Annotated in this window: 14 protein-coding genes; 11 read left to right on the top strand and 3 right to left on the bottom strand. The window is 58.4% G+C overall.

The window, feature by feature from the left end; genetic code table 11:
* Position 1: 1 nt before the first annotated feature.
* A complete protein-coding gene (locus GOW09_RS17350) occupies positions 2-1,273 on the top strand; it encodes an aspartate aminotransferase family protein (RefSeq protein ID WP_171119792.1) in 1,272 nt (423 codons plus the stop codon).
* Positions 1,274-1,511: 238 nt separating this feature from the next.
* On the opposite strand, the gene hemC is transcribed toward GOW09_RS17350, so the two are convergent.
* Positions 1,512-2,477 carry a hydroxymethylbilane synthase gene (hemC, locus tag GOW09_RS17345; RefSeq protein ID WP_171119791.1) on the bottom strand — a complete coding sequence of 322 codons (966 nt, stop codon included), beginning with the start codon at positions 2,475-2,477 and terminating at the stop codon, positions 1,512-1,514.
* Positions 2,478-2,583: 106 nt separating this feature from the next.
* Between hemC and hemE the strand changes: the two genes are divergently transcribed.
* Complete coding sequence (hemE, locus tag GOW09_RS17340) at positions 2,584-3,618, top strand: uroporphyrinogen decarboxylase (RefSeq protein ID WP_171119790.1); 1,035 nt, start codon at positions 2,584-2,586, stop codon at positions 3,616-3,618.
* A gap of 80 nt (positions 3,619-3,698) precedes the next feature.
* Here the strand turns inward: hemE and GOW09_RS17335 are convergent, their stop codons facing one another.
* The gene (locus tag GOW09_RS17335) at positions 3,699-4,793 is read right to left on the bottom strand and encodes a CaiB/BaiF CoA-transferase family protein (protein WP_171119789.1); all 1,095 of its coding nucleotides are present in this window, start codon (positions 4,791-4,793) and stop codon (positions 3,699-3,701) included.
* A 165-nt stretch (positions 4,794-4,958) separates the two neighbouring features.
* Between GOW09_RS17335 and GOW09_RS17330 the strand changes: the two genes are divergently transcribed.
* The 6 genes from GOW09_RS17330 (at position 4,959) to uvrC (ending at position 11,643) form a co-directional block, all read left to right on the top strand.
* Positions 4,959-5,888 carry an ABC transporter ATP-binding protein gene (locus tag GOW09_RS17330; protein ID WP_171119788.1) on the top strand — a complete coding sequence of 310 codons (930 nt, stop codon included), beginning with the start codon at positions 4,959-4,961 and terminating at the stop codon, positions 5,886-5,888.
* Positions 5,885-6,646 (top strand): ABC transporter permease, encoded by a 762-nt coding sequence (locus GOW09_RS17325; RefSeq protein ID WP_171119787.1) that lies wholly within the window; start codon positions 5,885-5,887, stop codon positions 6,644-6,646. Before GOW09_RS17330 ends, GOW09_RS17325 begins: the two co-directional genes overlap by 4 nt.
* A 114-nt stretch (positions 6,647-6,760) precedes the next feature.
* Positions 6,761-7,558, top strand: a complete 798-nt coding sequence (locus tag GOW09_RS17320) for a S49 family peptidase (RefSeq protein ID WP_171119786.1) — start codon at positions 6,761-6,763, stop codon at positions 7,556-7,558.
* A 171-nt stretch (positions 7,559-7,729) separates the two neighbouring features.
* Complete coding sequence (locus GOW09_RS17315) at positions 7,730-8,689, top strand: calcium/sodium antiporter (protein WP_171119832.1); 960 nt, start codon at positions 7,730-7,732, stop codon at positions 8,687-8,689.
* A gap of 21 nt (positions 8,690-8,710) precedes the next feature.
* Entirely contained in the window at positions 8,711-9,490 is a 780-nt protein-coding gene (locus GOW09_RS17310; protein ID WP_171119785.1) for an SDR family oxidoreductase, read from the top strand.
* Between the two features lie 290 nt (positions 9,491-9,780).
* On the top strand, positions 9,781-11,643 hold the full coding sequence (gene uvrC, locus GOW09_RS17305; protein WP_171119784.1) for an excinuclease ABC subunit UvrC: 1,863 nt from the start codon (positions 9,781-9,783) through the stop codon (positions 11,641-11,643).
* On the opposite strand, the gene GOW09_RS17300 is transcribed toward uvrC, so the two are convergent.
* Positions 11,640-12,524, bottom strand: coding sequence for a DMT family transporter (locus GOW09_RS17300; protein ID WP_171119783.1), 885 nt, complete (start codon positions 12,522-12,524; stop codon positions 11,640-11,642). The genes uvrC and GOW09_RS17300 overlap by 4 nt on opposite strands.
* 173 nt (positions 12,525-12,697) lie before the next feature.
* On the opposite strand from GOW09_RS17300, the gene pgsA reads away from it, so the two are divergent.
* Genes pgsA through GOW09_RS17285 form a run of 3 tightly spaced genes read left to right on the top strand, consistent with a single transcriptional unit; the run spans position 12,698 to position 14,062 of the window.
* On the top strand, positions 12,698-13,366 hold the full coding sequence (pgsA, locus tag GOW09_RS17295) for a CDP-diacylglycerol--glycerol-3-phosphate 3-phosphatidyltransferase (RefSeq protein ID WP_152456738.1): 669 nt from the start codon (positions 12,698-12,700) through the stop codon (positions 13,364-13,366).
* A gap of 3 nt (positions 13,367-13,369) precedes the next feature.
* Positions 13,370-13,615, top strand: coding sequence for a molybdopterin converting factor subunit 1 (gene moaD / locus GOW09_RS17290; protein ID WP_171119782.1), 246 nt, complete (start codon positions 13,370-13,372; stop codon positions 13,613-13,615).
* Positions 13,616-13,618: 3 nt separating this feature from the next.
* Positions 13,619-14,062: a molybdenum cofactor biosynthesis protein MoaE gene (locus GOW09_RS17285; RefSeq protein ID WP_171119781.1), complete on the top strand. Its 444-nt coding sequence runs from the start codon at positions 13,619-13,621 to the stop codon at positions 14,060-14,062.
* Positions 14,063-14,093 lie beyond the last annotated feature (31 nt).

The following is a 14,093-nucleotide window of genomic DNA, read 5'->3' as shown; positions in this document are numbered from 1 at the left end:
GATGCTGAAGATCCAGACACAGTCCGAGTGGATAGCACGCGCAAAAGAGGTTCTGCCAGCTGGCGGTTTCGGCAACTTCGATCCGGGCATCATCATCGCCCGTGGCGAGGGCAGCCATGTCTGGGACGAGGACGGGAAGGAATATATCGACTATCTGATCGGGTCCGGCCCGATGTTGCTGGGCCATGGCCACCCCGAGGTGATGGAAGCGGTGCTGGAGCAATTGCCCAAAGGCATGACCTTCTTCGCCAACAACAGCAAGGGCATCGAACTGGCCGAGGCCATCATCGAAGCCGTCCCCTGTTGCGAGCAGGTGCGTTTTGTTGCCTCTGGGGGCGAAGCAGACATGTACGCCATGCGGCTGGCGCGTGCCTATACCGGGCGCGACAAGATCCTCAAGTTCGAAGGGGGGTATCACGGAATGAGCGCCGAGGCGCAGATGAGCCTGGCCCCCAGCCGCCGGGTCAATTTCCCGCAGGCCGTTCCCGACAGCGCCGGTATCCCCCAAAGCGTGGCCGAGCAGATGCTGATCGCGCCTTTCAATGATCTTGACGCGGTGGCGGCGCTGCTGGACGAACATGATGATGTCGCTGCGATCATGGTCGAACCCTTGCAGCGGATCATCCCGCCCGAGCCGGGGTTTTTGCAGGGCTTGCGGACCTTGTGCGACAAATTTGGTGTGCTGCTGATTTTTGATGAGATCGTCACCGGGTTCCGTCTGGCTTACGGCGGCGCACAAGAGCGATATGGCGTGACCCCGGATATCTGTACGCTTGGCAAGATCACCGGTGGTGGTTTCCCTCTGGCGGCATTGGGTGCCAGCACCGAGATCATGAAGCATTTCGACAAATCGAAAGTCGGAGAACAGGGCTGGCTGATGCAGTTGGGCACTTTGTCCGGCAACCCCATAGCTTCAGCGGCGGGGCTGAAGACGATGGAGGTTTTGCGGCGCGACGGCACCTATGAACACCTGCGCTCGATTGGGAGGCAGTTGCAGCAGATGCAATCGGACGCTTTGAATGAGGCGGGCATTGCCCATCGCATCTGCGGTGACGAGACCTTGTTCGACATTTATTTCACCAAAGCCGAATGTCGGGATTATCGCAGCGCAAACCATGATGATCCGCAGCGCAATGCCACTTACAATGCAACGTTGCGGGCGCATGGGGTCTTCAAGGCTCCGGGCAAACTGTACCCGTCGCTGGCGGTTACCGAAGCGGATCTGGAACAGACCAGAGAGGCCGTTCGTCACGCCGTTGGCGCGATTTCCTGAACGCGGGTCTGGCACAACGCAATCTGGCACAACGTAAACGGGTCGCTGTTGAACTCAACAGCGACCCGCTACCTTTGGAAGCCGGGGGTCAGCCTCGCCCCCTCGAATACTGATTAAAACACCGGCAATCTGAAAACTTTTCGATACTTTCGAGACTGACCCGACTTCCTCTTCGGTATGTCACAGTAATGCCTGATCGCGCCGCCTGCTACAGTGATCAAGTTCACACTAAACGAATTTATTTTGAATTTTTCCAATCGAATAGATCAGGCCCCGCCTGTTCAAGCAGTTCAGCCGCCATCGCGCGGGCCATCTCAGGCCCATCCTCGACGGGGCCGGTCATATCTCTGCTGGCGGTTTCCGTTCCGTCCGGGCGCAGCACTTCGCCCCGCAACCTTAGGGTGTCGCCGTCAAGTTCGGCAAGGCCGGCGATCGGGGTTTCGCAGGACCCGTCCAGCGCGGCCAGCAATGTGCGTTCAGCCGCCAGACGCCATCCCGTTTCGGTGTGATGAATCGCGTCCAGCATTTCGGCCGCGCGCACGTCGTCGCTGCGCCGCTCGATGCCGATGGTGCCCTGCGCGATCGCCGGCAGCATGTCGTCAGGGGAAATGGCGCTGGCCGGAACCTCATCCATTCCCAAACGGCGAATGCCTGCCATTGCCAGAAACGTGCAATCAGCAACCCCGTCTTCAAGCTTTTTCAACCGTGTCTGCACGTTTCCGCGAAACTCGACCACTTTCAGATCCGGCCTCCTGTTCAGCAGCTGCGCCCGCCGCCGCAAGGACGAGGTGCCCACAACGGCGCCTTCGGGCAGATCGTGGATCGAGCCCAACCGCGGTGAGATGAAGGCGTCGCGCACATCCTCGCGCGGCAGGAACGTATCCAGGACCAGCCCTTCGGGTTGTTCAACGGGCATGTCCTTTGTTGAATGCACGGCGATGTCGATCTCGGCGCGCAGCATCGCCTCTTCGATTTCCTTGGTGAACAAGCCCTTGTTGCCGATTTCCTTCAGCGGTCGATCCGCGTCGATCATAGCGCGATTGTCACCGGTCGTCTTGATCACCACGATTTCGAACGCATCCTGTGGCAGATCGAAGGCATCGCTCAGACGTTGGCGCGTTTCATAGGCCTGAGCCAGAGCCAGCGGCGAGCCACGAGTGCCGATTCTGAGGGGCGATGCGGGGGTGGGCAGGGTCAAAGTCATGTGCACAGCTTTAGTCGCGTCACATTGCCCTGACAATGGGGGCTGAGCTTGACAAATTGCCGCCGAAGGACGACCCGTTGCCAAAACCTGAATGCTGGGGACAAACATGGCCGAGACAAAGAAGCTGCTGCGGGCGCTGGCGGGCGAAGTGCAGGATGTGCCGCCGATCTGGATGATGCGTCAGGCGGGTCGGTATTTGCCGGAATACCGGGCCACACGTGCTCAGGCCGGGGATTTCCTGTCACTGTGCTACAATCCTGAACTGGCAGCAGAAGTTACCTTGCAGCCAATTCGGCGATATGGGTTCGATGCGGCGATCCTGTTTGCCGACATCCTTCTGGTGCCACAGGCGCTGGGGGCTGACCTTTGGTTCGTGACAGGTGAAGGCCCGCGTTTGTCCACCATCACGCAGCAGGCCGAGTTTGATGCGTTGAAACCTGTTGACGCAATTCACGAGACATTGTCCCCGGTTTACGAGACGGTGCGCATTCTTTCGCGGGAATTGCCGTCGGAAACCACCTTGATCGGATTCGCAGGTGCGCCGTGGACTGTGGCCACTTACATGATTGCAGGGCGCGGCACGCCGGATCAGGGTCCCGCGCATGCGCTGCGCGAAGGTGATACCGCTTTGTTCGAGGCGCTGTTGGACCGCATCACCGCGGCAACGATTGAATATCTGTCCGCTCAGATCGACGCCGGAGCCGAGGTGGTCAAGATATTTGACAGTTGGGCGGGGTCTTTGAGGGGCGAAGCTTTCCGCAAATACGCGGTCGAGCCGTGCCGGGTTATCACGCAGGCCATCAAGGAACGTCATCCCGGCATCCCCGTGATTGGATTTCCGCGGGAAGCAGGCGACGGGTATATCGGGTTTGCAAGCTTGACCGGCGTGGATTGCGTGGCGCTGGACAATTCCGTGTCGCCCGAATGGGCGGCTGAGAAAGTGCAGATTGATGGCTGTGTACAAGGCAATCTGGCGTCGTCGCACATGGTTACCGGCGGGCAGGCGCTGGTGGATGAGACCCGGCGCATCGTCGAGGCGTTTTCCAAGGGACCGCATATTTTCAACCTCGGCCATGGGATCACTCCGGATGCCGACCCGGACAACGTTCAGCTGATGATCGACACGGTGCGCGGCGGGTAGAACGCGTGGGAGGGGGCCAGCCCCCTCTTGGCCGCTGGCCAATTCACCCCCGGGATATTTCTGGCCAGATGAAGAGTGTGTCAGGTGCTTTCCGGGGCTTGGAGTTCGTTTAGGATCTCGGCGGTGTGTTGTCCGCGCTCCGGGCTGGGCTTTGGTTGCCACTGGTGTGTGGAGAAGCGTGGGGCGGCGGCGGCCTGTAGGGTGCCGTCAGCCTGGCGCCAGGATTGACGAGCCGCATTCATCGGATGGGCTGCGGCCTCGTCGGGGCTGAGTACCGGTGCGACGCAAGCGTCTGAACCGTCGAACAGTTTGGCCCAATGGTCGCGCGGCCTGGACGAGAAGATTTTGGCCAGGCGCCGGGTCAGGTCGGGCCAGAGATTGCGGGTGTATTGTTGTTGGAACGCCGGGTCCCGAGACAGGCCCAGGATTTCAAGAAATCGGGCGTAGAATTTTGGTTCAAGGCATTGGACCGAAACAAATCCGCCGTCCGCGCAGGTGTAGGTTCGGCTCCAATGCGGACCGTCCAACAGGCTTTGGCCGCGGGTTTCAGACAGGTTTCCGGTTTGGCGCATGGTCATCAGAAGGTTCATCATATGGGCCGAGCCGTCGTAGATAGCGGCGTCGACCACGGTGCCTTTCCCGGTTCTTTGTGCGTTGATCAAACCTGCCAGGATGCCCGTGACAAGGTACATGGCGCCTCCGCCGATATCGCCGACCAGGGTTGCAGGGGTTTGAGGCGGCTGATCCGGGAGAGAGGCGTACCAGAGCGCACCGGACAAGGCGATGTAGTTCAGGTCATGCCCAGCCGTGTCGGCCAGCGGACCATCCTGCCCCCAGCCTGTCATGCGGCCATATATCAGTTTTGGGTTGCGGGTCAGGCACAGATCCGGGCCAAGTCCCAGTTTCTCCATCACGCCGGGGCGAAAGCCTTCGATCAGTGCATCTGCCGTGTCAATCAGGCGACGGGCGGTCGCCAGATCTTCGGGATCCTTCAGATCAAGCGGGATCGATCGTTTGCCGCGGTCCAGAAGCGAGTTGTCCGGCATGCCCGGTGTTACTGCCTGGCCTTTGCGGTGGATCGTGATGACGTCGGCGCCCAGATCAGCTAGCTGCATGGCGGCAAACGGGCCGGGGCCCAGCCCTTCGATTTCGACTATGCGTATTCCATTCAGCATCGGCGCCCTCCGTTGTGGCAGAGTTTGCGGGTGGGTTGACGGATTGCAAGTTGGAATTGAGCATGGTTCTGACAACCATTACAGAATGCGCAGCACGTTGTGCGAAATTGACCTGTTACAGGCTGGTTCCGCGCGATAGGGTCTCGGTCGGAACGGGGAACGGATATGACGACCATTTTGTCCATCAAAAACCTTCGCAAGTCTTACGCGGATGGGTTCGAGGCGCTGAAAGGTGTGTCTCTGGATATTGAAGAGGGTGAGATACTTGCGCTTCTGGGACCAAATGGCGCCGGAAAGACAACCCTGATTTCGACGATTTGTGGAATAACGACTCCGACCTCGGGGGTGGTCACGGTTGGCGGACATGACACCCAGTCCGATTATCGCGCAGCGCGCAGGATGATAGGGCTTGTACCGCAAGAGATCGCGCTGGAACCGTTTGAAAAGGTCTGGAACACGGTCCGGTTGTCGCGTGGGCTGTTCGGGCTTGGCAAAGACAGCGCGCGGATCGAAGAGATTTTGCGCAAGCTGTCCCTGTGGGACAAGCGCAACAACGCGATCAAGGAATTGTCCGGCGGCATGAAGCGGAGGGTGCTGATCGCCAAGGCCCTGGCCCATGAACCCCGTGTGCTTTTTCTAGACGAGCCGACTGCCGGAGTGGATGTCGAGTTGCGCAAGGACATGTGGGAGCTTGTGGCGGAACTGAAACGGGACGGTGTCACCATCATTCTGACCACCCATTACATTGAAGAAGCAGAAGCGATTGCGGATCGTGTCGGCGTCATCGACAAGGGTGAGCTTTTGCTGGTGCAGGACAAAGACACACTCATGTCGCAGATGGGAAAAAAGCAGATCGAAGTCATGCTGACCGAACCCATCGACCGAATTCCCGATAGTCTGGTCAGCCACAATCTGGCCCTCAACGGCGCAGGTGATTGTCTGATCTATACCTACGATACCAATGCGGATCGTACCGGCATAACGACCTTGCTGAATGACGTGTCCGAGGCCGGGTTGGTGTTGCGCGACGTACAGACCAGGCAATCAAGCCTGGAAGAGATTTTTGTCAATCTGGTATCGGGAGAGGCCGCATGAACTGGACCGCAATCGCTGCCATCTACCGGTTCGAAATGACCCGTTTCTTTCGAACTCTGGCACAGAGTTTTCTGTCGCCGGTTCTGTCGACGTCGCTTTATTTCGTGGTGTTTGGCACCGCCATCGGCAGCCGTATCCAAGAGGTCGAGGGCGTTTCATACGGTGCATTCATCGTGCCGGGGCTGATCATGTTGTCGGTGGTGATGCTGTCGATTTCGAACGCGTCGTTCGGAATTTACTTCCCCAAGTTTCTGGGCACCATCTACGAGCTGTTGTCCGCTCCGGTCAATTTCATCGAGATCGTGATCGGATATGTCGGTGCCGCCGCAACCAAGGCGTTGTTCGTGGGGTTGGTGATTTTGGTCACCGCGACGTTTTTCGTCGATATTCGGATCGAGCATCCATTCGCCATGGCCGCGTTTCTGATCCTGTCCTGTCTCAGCTTTTCGTTGCTGGGATTCATCATCGGCATCTGGGCCAGCAACTTCGAGCAGATGTCGCTGGTGCCGCAGTTGGTGGTGACGCCACTGATCTTTCTGGGGGGTACGTTCTATTCGATCTCGATGCTGCCGCCATTGTGGCAGACCATCACGCTGTTCAATCCCGTGGTCTATCTGATTTCGGGTTTCCGCTGGTCCTTTTACGGGCTGGCAGATGTGCCGATCGTTTTCAGCCTTCTTGCCATTGTCGCTTTTACGGCTCTGTGCCTGGCGGTTATCGGCTGGATATTCAAAACCGGCTGGCGCATTCGCAGCTGACCCTCGCCAAGGCGTTGCATTTTTGCCCATCGGGTGTGTGAATTTGGTTCACGTCGCGTTTAACGCCGGCAGAGTCCCTTGTTTACGGGTTGGGGGCACTCTACATCGGCACCCATGAAGCTCAGCCTGCCGTTCGTAAAAAAGCACCCTTGCGTGGCCGTTGTCCGTTTGTCCGGTTCCATTGGAATGGCGGGGCGTGGGGCGTTGAACGACACAACCCTGGCGCCTGTTCTGGAAAAAGCGTTTCGCAAGGGAAAACCAGCCGCCGTGGCGATTGAGCTTAATTCCCCGGGCGGGTCCCCTGTGCAAAGTTCGCTGATCGGTGCCCGCATCCGGCGTTTGTCGGAAGAGCTGGATGTGCCGGTGATTGCCTTTGTCGAGGATGTTGCGGCCTCCGGCGGCTATTGGCTGGCTGCCGCAGCGGACGAGATCTGGGCCGATGATAGTTCGGTTCTTGGGTCAATCGGTGTAATCTCGGCCGGGTTTGGCGCGCATGTCTTTCTGGCGCGGCAAGGGTTTGAGCGGCGCGTGCATACGGCGGGCCAGTCGAAATCCATGCTGGACCCGTTTGCGCCGGAAAAGAAAGAGGATGTGGCCCGCCTGCAAGGTTTGCTGGGGGATATCCACGAAAACTTCATCGCGCATGTCAAAGCCCGCCGAGGTGACAAGCTGGATCACAGTGCCGATCTGTTCACGGGTGAAGTCTGGCTGGCGCGTCGCGCGCATGAACTGGGTTTGATCGATGGTATCGCCCATCTGAAACCCAAAATGCAGGAACGCTTTGGCGACAAGGTCAAGTTCCGCCGTTATGGCGTGCGCAAACCGATCTGGTCGCGGTTCGGGGCCAACCTGGCACAGGATGCCATTGCCGGATTAGAGGAGCGTGCGGCCTACGCGCGTTTTGGTTTGTGACGTGATCATCAAGGCTGTCACACTTTTTCTGATTGGCATGGGTGTCCTGGCGATGTTCGGCAAACTGCGCTTTCCGGGGCAGAAGAAACTGAGTTCGGCCAAGTGTCCGCGCTGCGGACGGTTTCGCATAGGCAAAGGCCCCTGTGCCTGCGAAAAAGGAGGTCGGACTTGATCACCACTTGGCTGCTGTCTGGTCTTGGGCTGTTGATCCTGCTGCTTGCAGGCGATGCGCTTGTGCGCGGTGCTGTAAACCTGAGCCTGCGTCTGGGTGTTCCGGCGTTGATCGTCAGCCTTACGATTGTGGCCTTCGGCACGTCTGCGCCTGAGCTTTTGATTGCCATCAGCGCTTTGAAAGAGAACGCCCCCGGTATCGCACTGGGCAATGTGGTCGGATCAAACACGGCGAATATTTTGCTGGTTCTGGGCCTTCCCGCGCTTCTGGCGACTCTACACACCAGTGAATGCAACAGCCGCCGGAACTATGTCTTCATGCTGATGGCGACGGTTCTGTTCATTGGTTTGGCATTCTTGGGAACGTTCACGTTCTTCAGCGGCCTGATCTTGCTGGCGGCGTTGGGTCTTGTTCTTCTGAACGCCTTCCGCGAGGCAAAAGCCCATCGCAAAGCCTGCGGTGAAGCCTGTGTGGACGAAGAGCTTGAGGGGCTGGAAGAAGCTGATCCTGACATGCCTTATTGGAAGGTGTCGGTGTATCTGATCCTCGGGCTGATTGGTCTGCCAATGGGTGCGCATCTTTTGGTAGATAACGCAACGATCATCGCGCGGACCTACGGGGTCAGTGAGACGGTCATTGGTTTGACGTTGATCGCAGTTGGAACGTCTTTGCCCGAATTGGCGACAACAGTTATGGCCGCTTTGCGCAGACAGGCCGACGTTGCGCTGGGTAACGTGATCGGTTCGAACATGTTCAACCTTTTGGCCATCATCGGGATCGCAACCTGGTTTGGTCGTATCCCGGTTGATCCCGAGTTCCTGCAATTCGATCTTTGGGTCATGCTGGGCGCATCGCTGCTGCTGATACCGTTTGTATTTTTCAAACAAGATATCTCGCGCATCTGGGGGTTGGTGTTGACTTTCCTTTATGTGCTTTATGTCACCGTATTGCTGGTGTGATCTGACAAAACGAGGTGAAGCATGACCCGAGCCCTAGTCACCGGCGCCGGTATTCGTCTGGGCCGGGCCATGGCACTGTATCTGGCAGATCGAGGTTTCGATGTGGCCGTGCATTACGCCTCATCCGAAGGTCCGGCGCAGGAGACGGCGGCAGAGGTACAGACCCTGGGCCGAAAATCCGTGACCCTGAAGGCCGATCTGCTGGACGAAGCTCAGGTTCAGGCGCTGCTGCCCAAAGCGGCCGAGGCGCTGGGCGGGCCAATTACGTGTCTGGTGAACAACGCATCGATCTTCGAATACGACAACATCCGCACGGCAACCCGGCAAAGCTGGGATCGACATCTCGACAGCAACCTGCGCGCGCCCTTTGTGCTGACGCAGGCCATGGCAGTTCAGGGGCTGAGTGCTGGAACAGATGAAAAGGGCGAGCCGCTTGCAACCGGCCTCATCGTCAACATGGTGGACATGCGCGTGCGTAAACTGACGCCCGAGTTCATGTCATACACCATCGCAAAAATGGGTTTGTGGGCACTGACCCGAACGGCGGCGCAGGCGTTGTCTCCGACGATCCGTGTCAATGCGATCGGGCCGGGCCCCACGATGCAGGGCCACCGCCAAAGCGAAGAGCATTTCCAGACACAGCGTTCAAATACCGTTTTGGAGCGGGGATCCAACCCGTCTGACATAACCGCTGCGCTTGGGTACTTTCTGGATGCACACGCGGTCACCGGACAGCTTTTATGTGTGGACGGCGGTCAGCATCTGGGTTGGAAAACTCCGGATGTTCTGGGTGTAGAATAAGTAATTCTGCTGCAAGTTTTGCACCGCTCGCAATTGTGTTACACGCGCGTTACAAAAATGTCTTTTTTTTCATACACTTGCTAAGTATACAAAAAAATAACATTTAAAAACAAGCACTTGATAAGTTGCCTATTTTTTGTGCAAGTAAAGGAAAAGGCAAGGAAACAAGGGGATTTCCGATCTTCCGGAATTTTATCTTCACACTTATCCACAGAAACCGTGGATTTGTTTTCTCTTGATCTGGAAGGCGTGAGATTGCAGCCATTGCCAGAGAATCATATCTCAGGATCATGACCACCGACAGCGAATCATCCCCCACCGGCTATGCCTGCATTCAGCGCTATGTAAAAACGCTGGACAGTTCTCCGGGCGTTTACCGCATGCTCGATGCAGACAGCCGGGTTCTGTATGTCGGCAAAGCCCGAAACCTCAGGGCACGGGTGTCGAATTACACACGGCCGGGTCATTCGGGGCGGATCGAAAAGATGATTGCCGCGACGGCCTCGATGATGTTCCTGACCACGCGAACCGAGACCGAGGCCCTGCTGCTGGAGCAGAACCTGATCAAGCAGCTCAAACCCAAGTACAATGTATTGTTGCGGGATGACAAAAGCTTTCCGAACATACTGGTCGCCAAGGATCATGACTTTCCGCAGATCAAGAAACACCGAGGGGCGAAGAAGGAAAAAGGTGCCTATTTCGGCCCCTTCGCCAGTGCCGGTGCGGTGAACCGGACGCTGAACCAGTTGCAAAAAGCGTTCCTGCTGCGCAACTGCTCGGATTCGATGTTCGACAGCCGAACGCGGCCATGCCTTCTGTATCAGATCAAGCGGTGTTCCGGGCCGTGTGTCGGCCTGATCTCAGAGCAGGATTACCGTGAAAGCGTGAAGGACGCCGAACGCTTCCTGTCGGGCCGCTCGACAAAGGTGCAAGAGGAACTGGCCGAGCAGATGATGGCCGCATCCGAGGCGATGGAGTTCGAACGCGCCGCAGGTCTGCGTGACCGCATCCGGGCTCTGACGCAGGTGCAGACCTCTCAGGGCATCAACCCGCGCGGTGTGGCCGAGGCGGACGTGATCGGCCTGTATATGGACAGCGGTCAGGCCTGCGTGCAGGTGTTTTTCATCCGTGCGTACCAGAACTGGGGCAACAAGGATTTCTATCCCCGCGTCGGCCCGGATGTTTCACCTGCCGAGGTGATGGAGGCCTTTCTGGGCCAGTTCTATGACAACAAGGAACCGCCGCGTCAGCTGATCCTGTCGGACGGAATCGAAAACGTGGATCTGATGCAGGACGCGCTGTCTGAGAAAGCCGGGCGCAAGGTCGAAATCCTTGTGCCGCAGCGTGGCGAAAAACAGGAACTTGTTGCCGGTGCCTTGCGCAACGCGCGCGAGGCTTTGGCCCGCCGCATGTCGGAAAGTGCCACGCAGGCCAAGTTGCTGCGCGGGCTGGCCGAGGCGTTCGATCTGGATGGTCCGCCGGGACGGATCGAAGTCTATGACAACTCTCATATTCAGGGCACCAATGCTGTCGGCGGCATGATCGTGGCCGGCCCCGAGGGGTTCATGAAGAACGCTTACCGCAAGTTCAACATTCGCGGTGATGACCTGACACCGGGTGACGACTTCGGCATGATGAAAGAGGTACTGAACCGCCGCTTCACCAGACTGCAAAAGGAAGACCCGGACCGCGACAAAGGGCTGTGGCCCGATCTGTTGCTGATTGATGGCGGCGCAGGGCAGGTAAGCGCGGTGCATCAGATCATGGTCGAACATGGGGTCGAAGACATTCCCATGGTCGGCGTCGCCAAGGGGGTCGACCGCGACCACGGCAAGGAAGAGTTTCACCGGATCGGCCAGCGCCCCTTTGCGCTGAAACGCAACGACCCTGTGTTGTATTTCATTCAACGCCTCAGAGACGAAGCGCACCGGTTCGCCATCGGCACCCATCGTGCAAAACGCGCCAAGGCCGTGGGTGCAACGCCGTTGGATGAAATCCCGGGGGTAGGGGCTGCGCGCAAGCGTGCTCTGTTGACCCATTTCGGCAGCGCCAAAGCCGTCAGCCGGGCCAATCTGGCCGATTTGAAAGCGGTCGAAGGGATTTCGGCCGGGTTGGCGCAGAAGGTTTACGATTTCTTCCACGACAAGGGCTAGGCTTGCCGGCCCCGCCACAGGATATATAGGCCCGACGCGACGATCAGCGCGCCGCCGATCCACATGTTGGGATCCAGCCTCTCACCAAACATGGCTACGCCAAGCCCAATGCCGAACAACAGCCGGGTGTATCTGAACGGGGTCACGGCGGACACTTCGCCGGTGCGCATCGCCTTCATCAGCGACGCATAGGCCATTACGCCCATCAGCACCGCACCGATCAGATGCAGGCTGGTGTGAAGGCCAACCGGTGCAATCGGCGCGCCCTCCCAGAACCGATAGGCCACCCCGGCCACGATGATGCTGAGGAAGCCGTAAAACCCCAGGACTTCTGTTCCTAGCGTGGCAGGAGCTGCGCGGCTGGCCAGATCACGTCCGGCAAATCCCAGCATTCCCAGCACCGCCAGTATCGACAGCAACGAAAAGCTGTCTCCGGTGGGTTGCAGGATGACGACAACGCCGATCATGCCGACAAAGATAGCGCTCCAACGCCGCCAACCGACTGTCTCGCCAAAGAACAACGCGGCGCCTGCAACAACGACCAGAGGCGTGGCTTGCAGGATCACCGTGGCCGAGGACAACGGCGTCAGTGCGATGGCCAGAACATAGAACAACCGACCAAAGACCTCGAACAGCACCCGAATTTTCATCGGGCGGGACAGAACGTCAGGTTGCAGCAGCCGCTGCCCACGGGCCCGGGCCACCGCAGCGAAAATCACCGACCCGCCCGCGCCGAAAAGAACCAGGACCTGCCAGATCGGCAGCGCGGCTGAAGCTGCCTTCAGCATCGCATCCTCCAGCGCAAAACCGGCCATCGCGGCGACCATCCAGAGGCTGCCGATCATGTTTGACCGTGTGTCGGTTTGAATATGCGCTGTCATCTGGTTCTTTCCGGCTGGGCTTGCGCGGCAATCTGACCGCAAAGCCGGGAAAGGCCAAGAGGTACTGTTCTGAGACGTCGGGCCTGCGGCGCTTTGACCAAGCGCTTTTGAATGATACAGTTTTTTGTCTGATTGGCTTTTCTGTCCCGGACCGGCGATATAGGGTCCAAGCCATGAAGTGGAATTTGCCTAATCTCCTGACCGTCCTGCGCCTGCTGGCCGCGCCCGGGCTGGCAGTCATGTTTCTGTATTTCACCCGTCCCTATGCGGACTGGTTTGCACTGATCCTGTTCCTGTCGGCGGCGATTACCGATTGGTTCGATGGGTATCTGGCCCGCGCATGGAAGCAGGAGACCAAGATCGGAGCGATGCTGGATCCGATCGCCGACAAGGCCATGGTGGTGATCGCGCTTATGATCCTTGTGGGCTATTCGACCGAGCACTGGACGCCGTGGCTTGTCCTTCCTGCAACCGTGATCCTGTTTCGCGAAGTTTTTGTCTCGGGCCTGCGGGAATATCTGGGCGATGTGGCCGGGACGCTCAAAGTCACCAAACTGGCCAAATGGAAGACCACGGCCCAGATGGTCGCCATCGCGGTTCTGTTTTCGCAGGGTATCTTCGAGCACTATGCCGTGATGGCGAGTTTTGGCATGGATGCCGAGCTGGTCGAGCAGATCATTGCGGGTCAGGTCGACGACGTGAACCACCTGCGCCTGAATGTCGATGGCATGTATTGGGCGGGTCAGGTCGGGCTGTGGCTGTTGTGGATTGCGGCAACGCTTACATTGATCACCGGCTATGACTACCTACGTAAAGCCATGCCTCATCTGAAGGAGAGCTAACCGATGGATGTTCTGTATTTCGCCTGGGTGCGCGAACGCATCGGCTTGCCAAAGGAAAAGGTCGAAACGCAAGCGGCCACGGTCAGCGAATTGGTGACTGAACTGAGCGCTCGGGAAGAGCGCTATGCCGCGGCATTTGCCGATCTGTCCGCGCTGCGCGTTGCGTTGGATCAGGAGCTGTCGGATTTCGATGCGTCGCTGGCAGGTGTTCGGGAAGTTGCGTTTTTCCCGCCGATGACGGGCGGTTGACCGATGCGGATCGCGGTTCAGCAAGAGGCATTTGATCTGGGGGCCGAGGCCAATGCCTTTGCCGCCGGGGATGATTCCAACGGCGCCATCGTCACTTTCACCGGCGTTGTGCGTGACCTGGCGAGCGGTGATCTGGATGTGATGGAGATCGAGCACTATCCCGGTATGACCGAACGCGCCCTGACCAAGATCGCCGAAGAGGCGCAGGCGCGTTGGGCATTGGGTGACGTGCTGGTCATACACCGTTTTGGACGCTTGGTTCCGGGGGATCGCATCATGATGGTGGCCACGGCGGCCCCGCATCGCAAGGACGCGTTCGAGGCGGCCGAGTATCTGATGGATTACCTGAAATCCCGCGCGCCATTCTGGAAAAAGGAAATTACCCGTTCCGGCGCCGAATGGGTTGCGGCCAAAGATCAGGACGAAGATGCTCTGACCCGCTGGTAGCGTCGCGCGACCACCCCGGGGTTCTGGAATC

Source organism: Ruegeria sp. HKCCA5463, from assembly GCF_013034175.1.
GTDB lineage: Bacteria > Pseudomonadota > Alphaproteobacteria > Rhodobacterales > Rhodobacteraceae > Ruegeria.
The sequence above is the reverse complement of the archived record's forward strand: the minus strand, read 5'-3'. Positions and strand labels throughout refer to the sequence as shown.

Excerpts from the sequence above, each read along its gene's own strand:
- GOW09_RS17350 (WP_171119792.1), top strand. The coding sequence starts at position 2 with ATGCTGAAGATCCAGACACAGTCCGAGTGGATAGCACGCGCAAAAGAG.
- hemC (WP_171119791.1), bottom strand. The coding sequence starts at position 2,477 with ATGACTTTGACCCTGCCCACCCCCGCATCGCCCCTCAGAATCGGCACT.
- hemE (WP_171119790.1), top strand. The coding sequence starts at position 2,584 with ATGGCCGAGACAAAGAAGCTGCTGCGGGCGCTGGCGGGCGAAGTGCAG.
- GOW09_RS17335 (WP_171119789.1), bottom strand. The coding sequence starts at position 4,793 with ATGCTGAATGGAATACGCATAGTCGAAATCGAAGGGCTGGGCCCCGGC.
- GOW09_RS17330 (WP_171119788.1), top strand. The coding sequence starts at position 4,959 with ATGACGACCATTTTGTCCATCAAAAACCTTCGCAAGTCTTACGCGGAT.
- GOW09_RS17325 (WP_171119787.1), top strand. The coding sequence starts at position 5,885 with ATGAACTGGACCGCAATCGCTGCCATCTACCGGTTCGAAATGACCCGT.
- GOW09_RS17320 (WP_171119786.1), top strand. The coding sequence starts at position 6,761 with ATGAAGCTCAGCCTGCCGTTCGTAAAAAAGCACCCTTGCGTGGCCGTT.
- GOW09_RS17310 (WP_171119785.1), top strand. The coding sequence starts at position 8,711 with ATGACCCGAGCCCTAGTCACCGGCGCCGGTATTCGTCTGGGCCGGGCC.
- uvrC (WP_171119784.1), top strand. The coding sequence starts at position 9,781 with ATGACCACCGACAGCGAATCATCCCCCACCGGCTATGCCTGCATTCAG.
- GOW09_RS17300 (WP_171119783.1), bottom strand. The coding sequence starts at position 12,524 with ATGACAGCGCATATTCAAACCGACACACGGTCAAACATGATCGGCAGC.
- pgsA (WP_152456738.1), top strand. The coding sequence starts at position 12,698 with ATGAAGTGGAATTTGCCTAATCTCCTGACCGTCCTGCGCCTGCTGGCC.
- moaD (WP_171119782.1), top strand. The coding sequence starts at position 13,370 with ATGGATGTTCTGTATTTCGCCTGGGTGCGCGAACGCATCGGCTTGCCA.
- GOW09_RS17285 (WP_171119781.1), top strand. The coding sequence starts at position 13,619 with ATGCGGATCGCGGTTCAGCAAGAGGCATTTGATCTGGGGGCCGAGGCC.